We start from the raw sequence: 17,469 nt of genomic DNA on the forward strand, positions 1-17,469 counted from the left end.
AGCGCTCTTCCCCCTTCCATAAAGAATATGTACAAAGAGGACAAGGTAGAACGAAAAGCGAAAGCGCCTTGATCAGGGAAAAAAATAGTTCATTTTTTCCTAGGCGATGAAGCTAGACATACATACGAAAAGTCAGGAGCGCCCCCCTGACTTTCCTATTTATAAATGTATTATTTTGATTCTTCTGCTTTTTCCTTCTGTTCCTTTAAAACGGCCTTTCGTGATAGGTTAACCCGGCCTTGCTTATCTATTTCTGTTACTTTTACTAACAGTTCGTCGCCGATTTTTACAACGTCCTCGACCTTGCCCACACGCTCTTCGGCAAGTTCAGAAATATGGACCAAACCATCTTTTCCGGCAAAAATTTCGACGAATGCACCAAATTTTTCAATCCGCTTCACTTTTCCTAGGTACATCTGTCCAACTTCCACTTCGCGAACAATATCCTCAATGATTTTCTTCGCTTTTTGGTTCATTTCTTGGTTAGCAGAGGCGATGAAGATCGTACCATCCTGTTCAATATCGATCTTAACACCAGTTTCTTCAATAATTTTATTGATTTGTTTTCCACTTGGTCCAATAACATCACGAATCTTATCAGGGTTGATGGCCATCGTTAAGATTTTTGGAGCAAATTGTGAAAGTTCCGCTCTTGGTTCCGCTAATGTAGCAAGCATGGAGTTTAAAATATGCATTCTTCCAACCTTCGCTTGCTGCAGAGCCTCTTCTAAAATTTCACGGGAAAGACCTTCAATTTTTATATCCATTTGCAATGCTGTTACGCCTTTTGCAGTTCCAGCTACCTTAAAATCCATGTCTCCAAGATGATCTTCCATACCTTGAATATCGGATAAAACGGTATAATGTTCCCCGGACTTCACGAGACCCATCGCAATTCCTGCTACAGGTGCTTTAATTGGCACCCCGGCATCCATCATTGCTAATGTGCTGGCACAAATACTTGCTTGGGAGGTTGAACCGTTGGATTCAAGAACCTCAGATACAAGACGGATTGTATAAGGAAAATCCTTTTCTGAAGGTACGATTGGTTCAAGTGCTCGTTCTCCAAGTGCACCGTGACCAATTTCACGGCGGCCTGGTCCACGGATTGGGCCAGTTTCCCCAACACTAAAGGATGGGAAGTTATAATGATGCATGAACCGTTTCTCTTCCTCTATTCCTAATCCATCAAGGATTTGGACATCACCCATTGCACCAAGCGTACAAATGCTCAAGGCTTGGGTTTGACCTCGAGTAAACAAACCTGAACCGTGAGTACGCGGCAAGATGCCTACTTGAGAAGATAACGGACGAATTTCATCTATTTTACGGCCGTCAGGACGGACCTTTTCAACAGTAATTAAGCGGCGAACTTCACCCTTAACCATCTTGTCCAAAATTTGTTTCACTTGTTTCAAATCTTCATCTGTTGCTTCTTGTTCCTCATATTTTGCAATAACTTGATTTTTTACTTCTTTTATTGCATCTTCACGGGCATGCTTTTCTTGAACTTGAATGGCATTTACCATATCGGCTTCACAAAGTTCTCTAACTTCAGCTTCAAGTTCTTTATCAATTTCATAGAGAGTTATTTCTCTTTTTGGCTTGCCAATTTCAGCGACAATTTTTTCTTGGAATTCAATCAAGCGTTTAATCTCTTCATGACCAAACATAATTGCTTCCAGCATGGTTTCTTCCGGCACTTCAAGCGCACCAGCTTCCACCATGTTAATCGCATCCTTCGTGCCGGCTACCGTTAAGTGAATATCGCTTTTTTCTGCCTGCTCGACAGTTGGATTGATGACAAATTCATTGTCAACACGACCAACTACAACACCGGCAATTGGACCTTCAAATGGAATATCTGAAGTGCTAAGTGCCAAAGATGAACCAAACATTGCAGCCATTTCTGTCGAACAATCTTGATCAACACTCATCACAATACTAATCACTTGAACATCATTACGGAATCCATCAGCAAAAAGCGGGCGTATCGGACGGTCTATTAATCGGCTCGCTAAAATCGCCTTTTCACTTGGACGGCCTTCGCGTTTAATAAAGCCCCCTGGGATTTTACCAACTGCATATAACCGCTCTTCGTAGTTAACTGTTAATGGAAAAAAGTCTAAATTTTTAGGTTCTTTTGAAGCTGTTGCAGTACTTAGGACTGCTGTATCCCCATAACGAACAAGGACTGCACCATTTGCCTGTTTTGCTAATTGTCCAATTTCAACAGATAACTTGCGGCCAGCCCATTCAATGGAGTACTCGTGTTTCGTTTGTTCCATATTTTTACCCCTCTCTATCTAAATCACTTAGGAGGATGATGCGAAAGAATTTCTTTCACTGTAATCATCTTACTAAATCTTTTAATTATAAAAAAAGCCTAAAAAGCTTATGTTATCAAGTCAATCACATATAATAGTATGCACAAATAAGTCCAGTCTTAAAATATGTATAAAAAATTCTTTATTTTTTATTCTTTAAAAAAACCTAATAAAAAAGCGGGAAAAATCCCGCTTCTGTAGACTAACGACGTAGGCCAAGCTTATTGATTAACTCACGGTAACGTTGTACGTCTTTGTTACGTAGGTAAGTCAAAAGATTACGACGTTTACCAACCATTTTCAAAAGACCGCGACGTGAGTGGTGATCTTTCTTGTGAGTACGTAAGTGCTCGTTCAAATTGTTGATTGATTCTGTAAGGACAGCGATTTGAACTTCTGCAGATCCAGTGTCGTTCTCATGAGTTTTATACTCATTGATTAGTTCATTTTTACGTTCTTGAGTGATTGCCATCCAGTTCACCTCCTAAATTTACAAATCCCCATTTACCGAGCAAGCGTTGGTGATTCGACTTGCCAAGCAAAGGTTATTTTTAATACGTATTTAAGAATACAACCTTTTCCGTCAAAAAGCAAGCTAAAACCTTAATATAATGTAGGAAAAACTCTAAGAACGACCAAACTTAAAAAGAATGTCGATTTCTTTCAAAGTAGGCTAATGCCGTTAGCTTGTCTCTTTCAATTTGGGCAACAAGCTCCTCAATTCCGGAAAATTTTTGTTCCTTTCGAAGGTATGGATGCCACTCGATGACCACTTCTTCTCCGTAGATCTCTTGATTAAAGTCAAACAAATGAACCTCAACGGAAACTCTTAAAGATTCTTTATTAAAAGTAGGCTTATATCCCACATTACACACACCGTTAAACCAAAGATGCTTAACCATCATTCTTACTGCGTAGACACCAAGCGGAGGGATAATATATTCTTCATTAACTCCTATATTAGCAGTAGGAAAACCAATGGTTCTTCCCCTTTTGTCTCCATGAATCACTATTCCAGAAGTTGTATAAAACCTTCCAAGTAAATTTGGCAGATCCTCCATATTCCCTTCCTTTAACATCATACGGATTCTTGTTGAGCTTACCTTTTCATTCCCTTCTGAAAACTTGGGAACGATGGTATAGGAAAATTCCTCTCTAGAATGGAAGGGCAAGGTTTCCATTGTCCCTTTTCCCATCCGGCCATAAGAAAAATCAAATCCAGCTACAACATGTTTTACATTAAGACCAATCACAAATTGATCAATAAATTCTTGAGGTAAAAGATTGGCAAATTCAGCCGTAAAATGGACGATAAATAGGTAATCAATCCCTAATCCCTCAATAATTTTGATTTTTTCTGATAACGGAGTAATGTATTGTACATGCTGTTCACCTTTCCCTAACACAACGGAAGGGTGGGGGTCAAAGGTCATGACCGCACTTTGAAAACCTTTATCTTCAGCCTGTTTTTTTGCCTCTAATATGACCTGCTGATGACCGCGGTGTACACCATCAAAATACCCCAAGGCCATCGCAAGAGGCGGATAATCGTGTTTTTTTAAATTGAATGGAAAACTAAGCTTCTTTACTTCCAAATGAAACTCACCTTTTCTTATACCGTAACCTTTACACTATCTCATTTCTTAAGACTTTAACTGGTTTAAGCAGCTCTGGCTTAGTTGGATGCTTGGAATAAATTGCAAGAGCCAGTCCCTCTGTAGTTTCAGCGATAATAGGTCCGTTACTTGTTTTTAAATGTTCTGGTATTTTTAATAGTGCACCATTTTTAACTTTCTCTGCTACTGTATCATTAATCAGTAATTTCGGCAAATGAGAAAGCGCGGTTTCTAAAGGCTTCAAAATCTCTTCGATTTTTCCAGCTTCCATAAACTGTTCTATTTCATCAAAGGTAAAACAATCCTTTAATTCAAAAGAGGCCGATTGGATTCTAGTAAGCTTAGACATATGCGCTGGGTATCCTAGGGCTTCCCCAATCATTACTGCTAACGTGCGAATATATGTCCCTTTGCTGCAGCTGACTCTAAAGCGGAACTGGATCGTCTCCCCAGAAAATTCATTCCGATCATCGAGGAGGTCAATGGAATAAATATTTACCTTCCTGGTCGGCCTTTCCACTTCTATGCCTTTCCGTGCATATTCATAAAGACGTACTCCCCCTACCTTTACAGCAGAATACATTGGCGGAGTCTGTTCAATTTCGCCTGTCAGCGACTCAAGGACCTTCATAATTTCTTCGCGGTTAATGGTCCTATCTAATTGCTTCTGTTCAACTATATCTCCAGATGCATCTTCAGTTGTTGTCGAAAAACCAATAGTTACTTCCCCTTCATAAGCCTTACCGGCATCTGTAATATACTCGGCAACTTTGGTTGCCTTTCCGATACAAATAGGAAGAACCCCTGTCACATCTGGATCAAGTGTTCCCGTATGTCCTACCTTTTTTGTTTTTAATATCTTTCGTAATTTAAAAACACAGTCATGAGAGGTTAATCCTGCTGGCTTAAATAATGCTAAGATTCCTTCCAATTAATTCTCTCCGATCTAAAATTAATAAATTGAAAAAAGGATAGACAAATGTCTATCCAGTTATTCTTCTTCATGTTTTTCCATTGGTTTATCGCTGTCGTGTAATTGATGAAGAAGCGTTTCAATTCGATTTCCATAATCGATTGATTCATCAAATTCAAAAATGATTTCAGGTGTTTTACGCAAACGAATACGATGGCCAATTTCAGTCCGGATAAACCCTTTTGCTTTTGCCAGGCCTTTTAACGTATTCTCTTTTTGCTCGTCATCACCTAAAACTGAAATAAAAACTTTTGCTTGTTGGAGATCTCCTGTTACTTGAACGTCTGTAACGGTAACAAAGCCAATCCGTGGATCCTTGATTTTACGGCCGATAATGTCACTTAGTTCTTTTTTCATTTGTTCTCCCACACGATTTGCTCTGTGGCTCATGAAATTCACCTCTTAACTTAAAGCCAATCTATATCGGTGATCGTTCTTTCTATTTCAGGAAAAGAGTCGATTAGTTTTAATGCGGACTGCAATTCCTGTTCAGTTGAAACCCTATTAGAGGTGACCGCAACGATAGCAATTTTTGTCCGCTGCCATACATCTTGATGGTCCACCTCTGATACGGATATATTATATTTTTGTTTTAAGCGGGATATTATTCGCTGTAAAACGGCTCGTTTCTCTTTTAAAGAATGAGCATCATATATGATACATTCACAAACGGCCGAGCCTATTATCATTTACGCTCAATTTCTTCCATAACGAAAGCTTCAATGATATCTCCTTCTTTAACATCATTGAAGTTTTTAATGGTAATACCACATTCGTAGCCTTGCGCCACTTCTTTGGCATCATCCTTAAATCGTTTTAGGGCATCGATTTGTCCTTCAAAGATAACCACACCGTTACGAATTAAACGAATACCGCTGTCTCGGGTAATTTTACCATCGGTAACATATGAACCAGCAATTGTACCCACTTTGGAAACCTTGAAGGTCTGACGAATTTCTGCCTGCCCAATAATTTTCTCTTGGAATTCTGGGTCAAGCATTCCTTTCATTGCGGATTCCATTTCTTCGATTACCTTATAAATGATGCGATGAAGCCTTACATCAACCTTTTCTGCTTCTGCTGCACGCTTGGCATTTGCATCAGGACGAACGTTAAAACCAATTACAATCGCATTTGAAGCAGCGGCAAGACTAATATCAGATTCATTAATGGCACCAGCGCCACTATGAATAATCTTAATGTTAACACCCTCAACATCAATTTTTTGCAAGGATGCTGCAACAGCTTCTGCAGATCCTTGAACATCAGCTTTTAAGATGATGTTTAGATCCTTCATTTCCCCTTGCTTTAATTGATCAAAAAGAGTTTCCAGGCTAACAATTGATTTTTCGCCGCGTTGAGCTGCCAATGCTGATTGAGCACGAGCTTCCCCAACTTGACGAGCTGTTTTTTCGTCTTCAAAAACAACAAATCGGTCACCGGCTTGTGGAACGTCATTAAGTCCGGTAATTTCAACAGGAGTTGATGGGCCAGCTTCCTTCACACGTCGTCCAAGATCATTGACCATTGCACGAACACGGCCATAAGTATTTCCAACAACAATTGGGTCTCCTACTTTTAACGTTCCATTTTGAACTAATAAAGTAGCAACTGACCCACGGCCTTTATCTAACTGTGCTTCAATAACCGTACCGACAGCTTTCCTATTTGGATTTGCTTTATATTCTTCCACTTCACCTACAAGAAGAATCATTTCAAGGAGATTGTCAATACCTTCTCCTGTTTTTGCAGAAAGAGGAACAAAAATGGTTTCCCCGCCCCATGCTTCAGCAACTAATCCATGTTCGGTTAATTCCTGCATAACTCGGTCTGCATTTGCAGCTTCTTTGTCCATTTTATTTACCGCTACGATAATTGGTACTTCCGCTGCTTTGGCATGGTTGATTGCTTCCACTGTCTGTGGCATAACACCATCATCGGCAGCTACAACTAAAATGGTAATATCGGTAATTTTTGCACCGCGTGCACGCATTGTTGTGAATGCAGCGTGTCCCGGTGTATCAAGGAAGGTAATTTTCTTACCATTCTCCACAACTTGGTACGCACCAATATGCTGTGTAATACCGCCTGCTTCGCCTTCTGTCACTTTTGTGTTTCTGATGGAATCAAGCAAAGTTGTTTTCCCATGGTCAACGTGACCCATAATCGTTACAACTGAAGGTCTTTCCACAAGTGATTCAGCTGAGTCTTCTGTAAAGTATACTTCTAGGTCAGTTGTATCAACCTTAATTTCTTCCTCAACCTCAACGCCATACTCACTTGCAATCAATTCAATTGCATCTTTATCTAAAACTTGATTGATTGTCGCCATGACGCCTAGTAAAAAGAGCTTTTTAATAATTTCTGATGGCTCACGATATAATTTCTTAGCAAGCTCTGCAACCGTAAGTGATTCACTAAAGGTAATTTTAGCAGGAAGCTCTTTTTCCTTTTTCTTTTGAGGTTGTTGTGTTTGCTGAACATGAGTATTATTTCTCTTTTTATTATTATTATTGTTATTATTACGATTTTGATTATTGTTGTTATTAAAAGGCTTATTCTTAGCTTTTCCAGAATTAAAGGCTTTATTTTCTTTTGACTGATATTCCTGATCATGCTTTTTGCCTTCTTTATTCTTTGGCGCTGTCACTACTTTCACCTTACTAGGCACAACCGTTTTATCGTCATCATCCTCAAATGCTTTAGGTGTCGACTTTACCTGGACTTGAGGCTTATTAGTTTGCTGCTGCTGTGCAGGGCGTCCGTTTGTTCGGTTTGCCTGCGATCCCGATCCATTGTTCTGCTTTTGCTGCGAGCTATTTCCCTGCTTTTGCTGCTGTGCATTCTCTTTATTATTGTAAGTAGCGTCCAGCTTTTTAATGTCTGAATCCTCTAAAGTTGCCATATGATTTGAAACCTCAATATTCATTTCTTTTAGTTTTGTAATAATTTCTTTACTTGAAATATTATGTTTTTTTGCATATTCATAAACGCGTAGTTTACTCATTTTTTTTCACCCCCGCAAGATTTAATCGAGCAACGTTACCAGTTTCTTTGCAAATCCATCATCCATAACAGCTACAACAACGCGGGCTTCTTTGCCAATCGCTTGACCTAGGAGAAAACGGTTCTCCACTAATTTATATGGAACCTCATATGAATTACATTTGTCTGTAATTTTTTTAGTTGTATTTTGAGATGCATCTGCGGATAATAAAATGAGTTTTGCTTTACCGCTCCGTATCTCCTTCACAGAAAGCTCCTCACCCGATATGATTTTGCGCGCTCGATTGGCCAAGCCAAGCAATGACATCCATTGATTTTGATTCATTTGGATAGTCAATTCTCCTTCTCTACTAGCTCAAGTAATTCATCATATATCGAATCATTTATTGTAACCTCTAAATGATTTGATAAGGTATTTTTCTTCTTGGCTAGTAAGATTGCTTCTTTGTCCTTAGAAAGGTATGCCCCCCTGCCGGATTTTTTTCCCGTCAGGTCGATGGAAACTTCCCCTTCTTTAGAGCGAACGATGCGAACGAGTTCTTTTTTCGGTTTCATTTCACCGGTTGCCACGCATTTGCGCATAGGAACTTTTTTCTTATTGTTCACGATCATTCACCTCTACTTTATTCCAATTCTTCATCATAGTTGAAATCATCATCAACTTGATCGTCAAAAAGTCTTATTGTTTCTTCTCTTGGATAAATCCCAATTTCTCGAGCTTCGGTTTCAGATTTGATATCAATTTTCCAGCCAGTCAGCTTGGCTGCCAAACGGGCATTTTGTCCGCGTTTCCCAATTGCCAGTGATAGCTGATAGTCAGGAACAACGACAGTGGTTGCTTTCTCATTTTCATTTACCATTACATCTAAAACTTTAGATGGGCTTAATGAATTGGCAACAAAGACCACTGGATCATCAGACCATTTTACGATATCAATTTTTTCACCTTTTAATTCATTTACAACCGCTTGTACCCTGGTTCCCTTAGGACCAACACAAGATCCTACTGGATCGACCTCATGGTTTTCGGAATGAACAGATATTTTTGAACGATCCCCAGCTTCTCTGGCAACCGATTTGATTTCAACAGTTCCGTCATAAATTTCAGGAACTTCAATTTCAAATAAGCGTTTGAGTAATCCTGGGTGGGTCCTAGATACAAAAATTTGTGGACCTTTTGTCGTTTTTTCTACCTTAGTAATAAATACTTTAATCCGATCATGCGGCTTATATCTTTCATTCGGCATTTGTTCATTTACCGGCAGCAAGGCTTCAATTTTTCCAAGGCTTACATAAATAAATTTGGAATCAAGACGTTGAACAATCCCCGTCATAATGTCTTCTTCACGGTCGATAAATTCTGAATAAATAATTCCGCGTTCAGCTTCCCTTACACGCTGAGTGACCACTTGCTTTGCCGTTTGAGCAGCAATTCTGCCAAAATCCTTTGGTGTTACTTCCATTTCAACGACATCTTCAACCTGATAGTTCGGATTAATCCTTCTTGCATCTTCGATTGAAATTTCGAGTCGCGGGTCGAAAACCTCGTCAACCACTTCTTTTCTAGCAAACACACGCATAGAGCCTGTTTGTAAGTTTAGATCAATTCTAACGTTCTGCGCTTGATTGAAATTTCGGCGATAAGCCGAAATCAATGCGGCTTCAATAGCTTCAATTAAAATATCTCTGGAAATACCTTTTTCTCTTTCCAGTATCGTAAGAGCATCTAATAATTCGCTGCTCATCTGTTTGTATCCCCCTAATCCTCTTCAATTTATTGCTATGAAAAAATTACAGCCAGTCTGGCACTTGCCACTTTTTCATAGGGAATTTCAATAGTATTCTTTCTTGTTTTGATTTTCACTTCGATTTTTATGGTTTGACCATCAAATTCTAAAAGCTGACCTTCGAAGCTTTTTTCACCATCAATTGGCTCATAAGTTTTGATAAAGACATTTTTGCCAATCGCTTTTTCGAAATCCTTCGCTTTTTTTAATGGTCGTTCCGCCCCTGGAGACGACACTTCAAGAAAATAGTTATGTGGGATTGGGTCCACTTCATCAAGTTTTTCACCTAACTTTTCACTGACCACTCCGCAATCCTCTATATCTACACCAGTCTCTTTATCGATATATACGCGAAGAAACCAACTTTTTCCTTCTTTGACATACTCGATTTCGACTAATTCTAAACCAAGTTCTTGAAAAATTGGTGCAGCAAGCTCTTCAACTACTTCCGTTACTTTGCTCATGCTATACCTCCCTTTCCAATTATTTCACCCATATTTTATGTAGTTCACGGAAAGTTTTATCAAGTTACTCTGTAAAAAACCTTTATAACAAAGACGAAAGAGTGGGAGGATTCCCACTCTTGTACACGAGAGTATTTCTTAGTATTTCCAATAAAACTATAACATAACCATGATTGATATGCAAACCAAAACCAAAAGCGGAAGCGACTTCGGAACAAGCTAAGCTTGTTCCTGCGAAGCTTATTCTCTAAGAAGCTTTCCTTAGTGTACAGGGGCGGCAAGCATAGGACAAGCACTGACAGAAGGCGCTTTTTGCCTTCCGAAGTGATTGGCTTATGTCTCGAGCCCCTAGGCGCTGCAGCTAGACGTTAAAAAAAGTTAGAAAAGTGATAACTGGTTTTGTTCCGGTAGAGATTTTAAACAGCCTTGTTTATCTAAATACTCCAGTATGGTTTTTGATACCTTGCCGCGCTGCTGCAGGTCTTCTTTTGATAAAAACTCTCCATCTCCTCTTGCCTTCACAATATTAAAGGCCGCATTCGTTCCAAGTCCAGGAATCGAATTAAACGGTGGAATTAGTGTATTTCCTTCAATGATAAATTCTGATGCATCAGATTTGTATAAATCGTAATTTTGGAAGGAAAAGCCTCTTTCAGTCATCTCAAGTGCCAGTTCCATTACGGTCAATAAGTTTTTCTCCTTGTTAGAAGCCTCTAGACCCTTTGCATTGATTTCTTCGATTTTTGCCTTAATGGCTTCTGAACCGCGTGACATAGCCTCAATGTCAAAATCCTCCGCACGGACTGTAAAATAGGCAGCATAATAAAGGAGAGGAAGATGAACTTTAAAATAAGCAATTCTGACAGCCATTAATACATAGGCTGCAGCATGGGCTTTCGGGAACATGTATTTAATTTTCTTACAAGAGTCAATGTACCACTCCGGCACTTCATTCTTCCGCATTTCTGCTTCCATTTCTTCGCTTAAGCCTTTACCTTTACGAACTGATTCCATAATCTTAAAGGCAAAAGACGGCTCAAGGCCTTGGTAAATGAGATAGACCATGATATCGTCACGACAGCCGATTACTTCACTCAAATTACAGATCTTATTATGGATTAACTCCTGGGCATTTCCCAGCCATACATCCGTTCCATGTGATAGACCTGAGATTTGGACCAATTCTGAAAACGTCGTTGGTTTCGTATCCTCAAGCATCTGACGAACAAAACGTGTACCGAATTCAGGGATACCAAGTGTTCCTGTTTTACACATGATTTGATCCTCGGTTACACCTAATGATTCCGTACCGCTAAAGATTTTCATGACTTCTGGGTCATCAGTGGGAATCGTTTTTGGATCCATTCCGCTTAAGTCCTGAAGCATCCTAATGACCGTAGGGTCGTCGTGACCAAGGATATCAAGCTTTAAAACATTATCATGGATGGAATGGAAATCAAAATGGGTTGTTTTCCATTCAGAATTTCTATCATCGGCAGGAAATTGAATCGGTGTAAAATCATAAACATCCATATAATCCGGAATAACAATAATACCGCCGGGGTGCTGACCCGTTGTTCTCTTTACTCCTGTACAGCCTGAAGCGAGGCGTTCCACTTCCGCACCGCGGATTTGCAGATTATTGTCTTGCTGATAAGCTTTAACGTATCCAAATGCCGTTTTATCCGCAACCGTGCCAATTGTTCCGGCACGGTAAACATATTCTTCACCGAACAAGACTTTTGTATAGTTATGAGCACGCGGCTGATATTCTCCCGAGAAGTTCAAATCGATATCGGGAACCTTGTCCCCCTTAAATCCGAGGAAGGTTTCGAACGGGATATCGTGACCATCCTTACGGTATTTATCACCGCAATTTGGACAATTTTTATCAGGCAAATCAAAACCAGAACCTACAGATCCATCATTAAAGAATTCCGAGTGTTTGCAGGTTGGGCAGACATAATGCGGCGGCAATGGATTTACTTCGGTTATTTCGGTCATGGTTGCGACAAAAGAAGAACCGACGGATCCTCGAGAGCCTACAAGGTAGCCATCATCTAAGGATTTTTTCACGAGTTTGTGTGAAATCAAATAAATAACTGCAAACCCATGGCCGATAATACTTTTTAATTCTTTTTCAAGTCTGGCTTCCACGATTTCTGGAAGGGTATCCCCGTAAATTCTTCGTGCCATGGCGTAACTCATCTCACGCATTTCCTCATCGGCACCTTCAATTTTCGGGGTATATAAATCGTCTTTAATAGGTTTTATAACTTCAATCATATCAGCAATTTTATTGGTGTTTGTCACGACAATCTCTTTTGCCTTCTCTTTGCCGAGGAACGAGAATGCTTCGAGCATTTCATTCGTTGTTCGGAAATGAACGTCCGGCAGTTCATGACGATTAAGAGGATTAGCTCCCCCCTGTGAATTAATTAATATTTTTCGATAAATTTTATCATTTTCATTTAAATAATGGACATTCCCGGTTGCAACAACTGGAATCCCTAATTTATCACCGAGTGCGACAATTTTTGAAATAATATCTTCCATTGCCTTTTCATCACGGACCAATTCCATTTCAATCAATGGGGCATTAACTTCCTTTGGCATAACTTCAAGATAGTCGTAGAATCCAGCAAATGCCTCTACTTCTTCAGGAGACTTTTGCATCATCCCTTCAAACACTTCGCCTTTATTACAGCCAGAACCAACAATAATACCTTCTCGATATTTTTGAAGAACAGACCTTGGAATACGTGGAACTCTATAAAAATATTCAATGTGAGAAATTGAGATGAGTTTAAATAAGTTCTTTAAGCCAAGTTCGTTTTGTGCTAATAAAGTGCAATGATAAGGACGAGCGCGCTGATAGGCATTTCCTTTCCCCATATTATCGTTAAATTCATCATGATACTCAATTCCTTTTTCAAGGGCATCCTTTAACATTTTTAATAACAAGTATCCAGTTGCTTCCGCGTCATAAATTGCACGGTGGTGCTGTGTTAATTCAATATCAAACTTCTTTGCTAACGTATTTAAACGATGGTTTTTTAATTCTGGATAAAGGAAACGACCAAGCTCGAGTGTATCAATAACTGGGTTTTTTGCTTTCTCCAAACCAATTTGTTTATAGCCTACATTCAAAAAACCCATATCGAAAGAAGCATTATGGGCGACAAGGACCGAATCTCCAACCCAATCATGGAATTTCCGCAATACCTCTTCTACCTCAGGAGCATTTTGCACCATATCATCGGTAATTCCAGTTAAGTTGATTGTCGTTGCTGAAAGCCGGTGATGCGGATTAGCAAACGACTCAAACCGATCAACGATATCCCCATCCTTCACTTTAACGGCCGCAAGCTCGATAATGGTATCATAAACAGCAGAAAGTCCAGTTGTTTCAACGTCAAAGACAACAAACGTATCTTCAGCCAATAGTCGGTGGGCATCATTATAAGCGATTGGTACACCATCATCTACTAGGTTCGCTTCTACACCGTATAAAATTTTGATATCATTTTTCTTTCCGGCGCCAAATGCCTCTGGGAAGGATTGAGCAACGGCATGATCCGTAACAGCAATAGCCTTATGGCCCCATTTTTTTGCCTGGGCAATTAGCGTACTAACAGGTGTAACAGCGTCCATTTGGCTCATAGGTGTATGCAGGTGAAGCTCTACACGTTTTTCCCCTTCAGGAGCAGTATCTTTCCGCCCTTCAGGTTTAATTTCATTAATATCGTTACCAATCATGACGAGGTCACGGACAAAGGTGTCATTTTGAATACTTCCGCGTACTCTTACCCACATTCCTTTTTTTACAAGCTGGAACAGCGCGGCATCCTCTTTGTCACGCGAGAACATTTTTACCATGATTGAGCTGGTATAGTCGGTAACTTTAAAGGTTAACAATGAACGACCGCTTCTCAATTCACGAATTTCAGCATTAAAAATGTAGCCTTCAACCGTGACTCTTCTTTCTTCATCCACGATTTCAATCATGCTGCGAAGGTCGCTGTCATCCTTGATTGTAAGTCCAATCGAAAGCGGTCCTTCCGGAACTTCTCCGCCCGCTTGTTCCTTTTCCGCTTCTTTCTTCTGCAATTCTACCATTGCCTGAAGTCCGCGTTCCTGGTCTTCTTTTTGCTTAGCTAGCAAGAATTGTTGATATTCTTCATTTTTATCTTCACTTTTTATTTCCGTCTCAATCGATAAATTCGGAAAACCATAGGTTTGAAAAATATCAGCGATGATTCCACCGTATTTTCGTTTTAATGCTTGACCTTCTGTATCATTACGGACAGAAATAGTTATCTTATTTCCATTCACTTCTGGAATTTGTTCATTTAATAGCTTTATTAACGGGGGAGCAATGCCATCTATTTGCTGAATGCCGTAACTCCAATAGTCTCGTATTAATTCTGCCGTTATGGTTTGGTCGATTACGCGAATTTCATGTGAGATGGTGGCAATATTTGCAAAGGTTCTTTCGAGTTGTGAAGCGAATAAAACATATACATTATATGGAAGGATTTTCTCGAATAAAAATTGAAAATGCCACTTCCTTGCTTTTTTTTCAACTAATAATCGTTCAATTTGGGCATTGTTGAAATGCACTACTACAGCATCCTCGATCAATTTCAGCTGCTGGAGCAAGAGTTGGAATCGCTCTTTTTTGCCTAAGGCATGTTCGCTCATCGTACCCTCTCCCATCTATTAAAAATCATTTTATCTCTTTGTCAAAAAATAATTATATCACATCACGGAAAACTATTCGGCTTTATTCGACAGAAAACTTCATCCATTTTGTATCTACTTTTACCAAAAAAATTAGGACCGTAATTACGGTCCCATTGATTATTTTAAGAAAAATCTTTGAATGTCATTCCAAGTCACGACGAGCATGAGTAACATGAGGAGGGCAAATCCAATAAAGTGGACCATGCCTTCTTTTTGTCTGTCGATCGGCTTCCCTCTGACCGCTTCAACAGCAAAAAACATTAATCTTCCGCCGTCGAGGGCTGGAATAGGCAATAAATTCATGATTCCTAGGTTTATGCTTAAAATCCCTGCCCATTTCATTAAATAATAAATCCCCGATTTAGCAACTTCATCAGTAGACTTATAAATTCCTACAGGACCTGAAAGAGCATCAATGGAAAACTGCCCTGTAACTAATTTTCCAACCATCACAAAAATTTGCTTTGTCCAGAAATACGTTTCCTTTGCACCGGCAGTAACTGCTTTTACTGGAGATTTTTCAAAGGGACTGTAAACACCAATTAGCCCCATTTTTTTCCCTTCAACCGTTTTTTCAAGAGGAGTTACTTGAATTTCTTTCTCTTTTCCGTCACGGATAATTGAAAAATCCAATTGCTCATTAGGGTTTTTTCTAATGATTTCAACAACATCAGACCAGCTTGAAATTTCAGAGCCGTTGATACTTTGAACAATATCTCCTTTTTGTAGGCCGGCTGCTTTAGCGGCGCCATCAGGTGTGATTTCCCCTAATTTCGGTTCATTAGTCGGTACACCCTGTAATAATGCGATAAGGGAAAAAACAATAAATGCTAGAACAAAATTCATCATAGGTCCTGCAAAAATCGCCATAAATCGCTGCCCTAACGTTTTCGAACCAAATTGACGGTCAATAGGGGCAATTTGCGATTCCACGCCGTTTTCCACGATTACAGCCTGTGGATGAATCGTAAAGGTTCGCATGTTTTCATCATCATCTTCTGGAAAACCTTTAATAATTAGTTCTTTTTCAATATCCGCATATTCTACTTCAACAATCCGGCAATTTGGATATTTTTCTTTATTATTCAAAATTATTTTGCTTACTTTATCTGCTTTATCAAATAATAGTCCAATCCGGTAGCCTGGCTTAATTTCAACCATCTCTGGATCTTCGCCTGCCATCCTGACAAAACCGCCGATGGGTAGTAAACGAATGGTGTAAGTAGTTTCACCTTTTTTATGAGTAAATACTTTTGGGCCCATACCGATCGCAAATTCACGGCAGAGGACACCTGCTCTTTTAGCAAAAATAAAATGACCTAATTCATGAAAGAAGACGAGTGCGCCAAAAATCACAATAAAGGCAATAACAGTACTCAATAATAAAACCACCTTTTTTATAGAAGTGAACGTACATATTCTCTCGTTTCTTTATCTACCTGATGAATCGTTGTTAAGCTTGGATGTTGAATCGTTTGATGAGCGCTTAGTGCTTTCTCGATCAAATCTTCAATTTGTAAGAAACGAATTTTACCTTCCAAAAATGCAGCCACAGCTACCTCGTTCGCAGCATTTAAAACGGTCGGCATCGTTCCGCCTTCTTCGCCTGCTAAGTAGGCAAAATGCAAGCATCGGAACCGTTTAACATCCATTTCCTGAAAATGTAGTTTTCCTATCTGAGCCAAATTCAACCGATTTGAAGACGGAAGCGGCAGCCTGTCTGGGTAAGTGAGCGCATATTGAATGGGCACTCTCATATCCGGTGTTCCTAATTGGGCGATTATACTGCTATCATGAAATTCGACCATGGAATGGATAATACTCTCTTTATGCAGCAGCACATCAATCTTTTCATAGGGCATTTGAAACAGCCAGTGGGCTTCAATGACTTCTAATCCTTTATTCATCATCGTAGCCGAGTCAATCGTAATCTTAGCCCCCATGGACCAGTTTGGATGATTTAATGCTTCCTTAACGGTAACATTTTCTAATTCCTCTCTTGTTCGGTCGCGAAAGCTGCCACCGGAGGCAGTTAGAATTAATCTTTCAATATTCTTCTCCCTCTCACCTTGTAAGGCTTGGAAAATAGCTGAATGCTCACTGTCCACAGGAAGAAGCTGGACATTATTTCGTTTTGCGGCCTCAATTACTAAATGCCCAGCCGTAACAAGTGTTTCCTTATTGGCAATCGCAATGATTTTGCCGCATTCAATCGCCTGTAAAGTAGGATTTAAACCAACACTTCCTAATACGGCATTAACGAGAATGTCTGCCTTCTCGTAAGTTGCAACCTCTATTAGCCCTTCCTCACCATAGGTGAATTTCACGGCCGGAAATTCTGCTTTTAATGTATTAAAATCAATATGTTCTTGTACAGAAACCAGCTTTGGCTGAAATTCAACAATGATTTTCCTAGCGAAATCAATATTTTTTCCAACAGAGAAGGCTGCTAATTTAAATTCAGTTGGGTGCTCACGAATGATATCTATGGTTTGAGTGCCAATTGAGCCTGAGGCACCCATTAAACTTATGGTTTTCAAAAATGAATCA

14 protein-coding genes are annotated in these 17,469 nt (G+C 39.6%); all 14 read right to left on the minus strand.

The window, feature by feature from the left end:
• Window positions 1–170 precede the first annotated feature (170 nt).
• The 14 genes from pnp to dxr all read right to left on the minus strand — a co-directional run bounded on the left by pnp (window position 171) and on the right by dxr (window position 17,459).
• Window positions 171–2,288 carry a polyribonucleotide nucleotidyltransferase gene (gene pnp / locus LC455_RS04390; RefSeq protein WP_223588486.1) on the minus strand — a complete coding sequence of 706 codons (2,118 nt, stop codon included), beginning with the start codon at window positions 2,286–2,288 and terminating at the stop codon, window positions 171–173.
• Between the two features lie 241 nt (window positions 2,289–2,529).
• The gene (rpsO, locus tag LC455_RS04395; RefSeq protein ID WP_223588488.1) at window positions 2,530–2,799 is read right to left on the minus strand and encodes a 30S ribosomal protein S15; all 270 of its coding nucleotides are present in this window, start codon (window positions 2,797–2,799) and stop codon (window positions 2,530–2,532) included.
• A 169-nt stretch (window positions 2,800–2,968) separates the two neighbouring features.
• A complete protein-coding gene (gene ribF, locus LC455_RS04400; RefSeq protein WP_223588490.1) occupies window positions 2,969–3,922 on the minus strand; it encodes a bifunctional riboflavin kinase/FAD synthetase in 954 nt (317 codons plus the stop codon).
• A gap of 31 nt (window positions 3,923–3,953) precedes the next feature.
• Window positions 3,954–4,874 carry a tRNA pseudouridine(55) synthase TruB gene (truB, locus tag LC455_RS04405; RefSeq protein WP_223588491.1) on the minus strand — a complete coding sequence of 307 codons (921 nt, stop codon included), beginning with the start codon at window positions 4,872–4,874 and terminating at the stop codon, window positions 3,954–3,956.
• A gap of 60 nt (window positions 4,875–4,934) precedes the next feature.
• Entirely contained in the window at window positions 4,935–5,306 is a 372-nt protein-coding gene (gene rbfA, locus LC455_RS04410) for a 30S ribosome-binding factor RbfA (RefSeq protein WP_223588493.1), read from the minus strand.
• Window positions 5,307–5,323: 17 nt separating this feature from the next.
• A complete protein-coding gene (locus tag LC455_RS04415) occupies window positions 5,324–5,605 on the minus strand; it encodes a DUF503 domain-containing protein (RefSeq protein ID WP_223588495.1) in 282 nt (93 codons plus the stop codon).
• Complete coding sequence (gene infB / locus LC455_RS04420) at window positions 5,602–7,923, minus strand: translation initiation factor IF-2 (protein ID WP_223588497.1); 2,322 nt, start codon at window positions 7,921–7,923, stop codon at window positions 5,602–5,604. Before infB ends, LC455_RS04415 begins: the two co-directional genes overlap by 4 nt.
• A 21-nt stretch (window positions 7,924–7,944) precedes the next feature.
• Window positions 7,945–8,247, minus strand: coding sequence for a YlxQ family RNA-binding protein (locus LC455_RS04425; RefSeq protein ID WP_223588499.1), 303 nt, complete (start codon window positions 8,245–8,247; stop codon window positions 7,945–7,947).
• Between the two features lie 8 nt (window positions 8,248–8,255).
• Complete coding sequence (rnpM, locus tag LC455_RS04430; RefSeq protein ID WP_223588501.1) at window positions 8,256–8,528, minus strand: RNase P modulator RnpM; 273 nt, start codon at window positions 8,526–8,528, stop codon at window positions 8,256–8,258.
• A gap of 17 nt (window positions 8,529–8,545) precedes the next feature.
• A complete protein-coding gene (gene nusA / locus LC455_RS04435) occupies window positions 8,546–9,667 on the minus strand; it encodes a transcription termination factor NusA (protein WP_223588502.1) in 1,122 nt (373 codons plus the stop codon).
• 35 nt (window positions 9,668–9,702) lie between these two features.
• A complete protein-coding gene (gene rimP / locus LC455_RS04440; protein WP_223588504.1) occupies window positions 9,703–10,173 on the minus strand; it encodes a ribosome maturation factor RimP in 471 nt (156 codons plus the stop codon).
• A gap of 378 nt (window positions 10,174–10,551) precedes the next feature.
• Window positions 10,552–14,877 (minus strand): PolC-type DNA polymerase III, encoded by a 4,326-nt coding sequence (locus tag LC455_RS04445; RefSeq protein WP_223588505.1) that lies wholly within the window; start codon window positions 14,875–14,877, stop codon window positions 10,552–10,554.
• Window positions 14,878–15,036: 159 nt separating this feature from the next.
• Window positions 15,037–16,299 (minus strand): RIP metalloprotease RseP, encoded by a 1,263-nt coding sequence (gene rseP / locus LC455_RS04450; protein WP_223588507.1) that lies wholly within the window; start codon window positions 16,297–16,299, stop codon window positions 15,037–15,039.
• Between the two features lie 17 nt (window positions 16,300–16,316).
• Window positions 16,317–17,459: a 1-deoxy-D-xylulose-5-phosphate reductoisomerase gene (dxr, locus tag LC455_RS04455; RefSeq protein ID WP_223588508.1), complete on the minus strand. Its 1,143-nt coding sequence runs from the start codon at window positions 17,457–17,459 to the stop codon at window positions 16,317–16,319.
• Window positions 17,460–17,469 lie beyond the last annotated feature (10 nt).

This window comes from Neobacillus bataviensis (assembly GCF_019969725.1).

Bases quoted from the DNA above. Each gene is read 5' to 3' on its own strand.
- pnp (WP_223588486.1), bottom strand. From the start codon at position 2,288: ATGGAACAAACGAAACACGAGTACTCCATTGAATGGGCTGGCCGCAAG.
- rpsO (WP_223588488.1), bottom strand. From the start codon at position 2,799: ATGGCAATCACTCAAGAACGTAAAAATGAACTAATCAATGAGTATAAA.
- rbfA (WP_223588493.1), bottom strand. From the start codon at position 5,306: ATGAGCCACAGAGCAAATCGTGTGGGAGAACAAATGAAAAAAGAACTA.
- LC455_RS04415 (WP_223588495.1), bottom strand. From the start codon at position 5,605: ATGATAATAGGCTCGGCCGTTTGTGAATGTATCATATATGATGCTCAT.
- infB (WP_223588497.1), bottom strand. From the start codon at position 7,923: ATGAGTAAACTACGCGTTTATGAATATGCAAAAAAACATAATATTTCA.
- LC455_RS04425 (WP_223588499.1), bottom strand. From the start codon at position 8,247: ATGAATCAAAATCAATGGATGTCATTGCTTGGCTTGGCCAATCGAGCG.
- nusA (WP_223588502.1), bottom strand. From the start codon at position 9,667: ATGAGCAGCGAATTATTAGATGCTCTTACGATACTGGAAAGAGAAAAA.
- rimP (WP_223588504.1), bottom strand. From the start codon at position 10,173: ATGAGCAAAGTAACGGAAGTAGTTGAAGAGCTTGCTGCACCAATTTTT.
- LC455_RS04445 (WP_223588505.1), bottom strand. From the start codon at position 14,877: ATGAGCGAACATGCCTTAGGCAAAAAAGAGCGATTCCAACTCTTGCTC.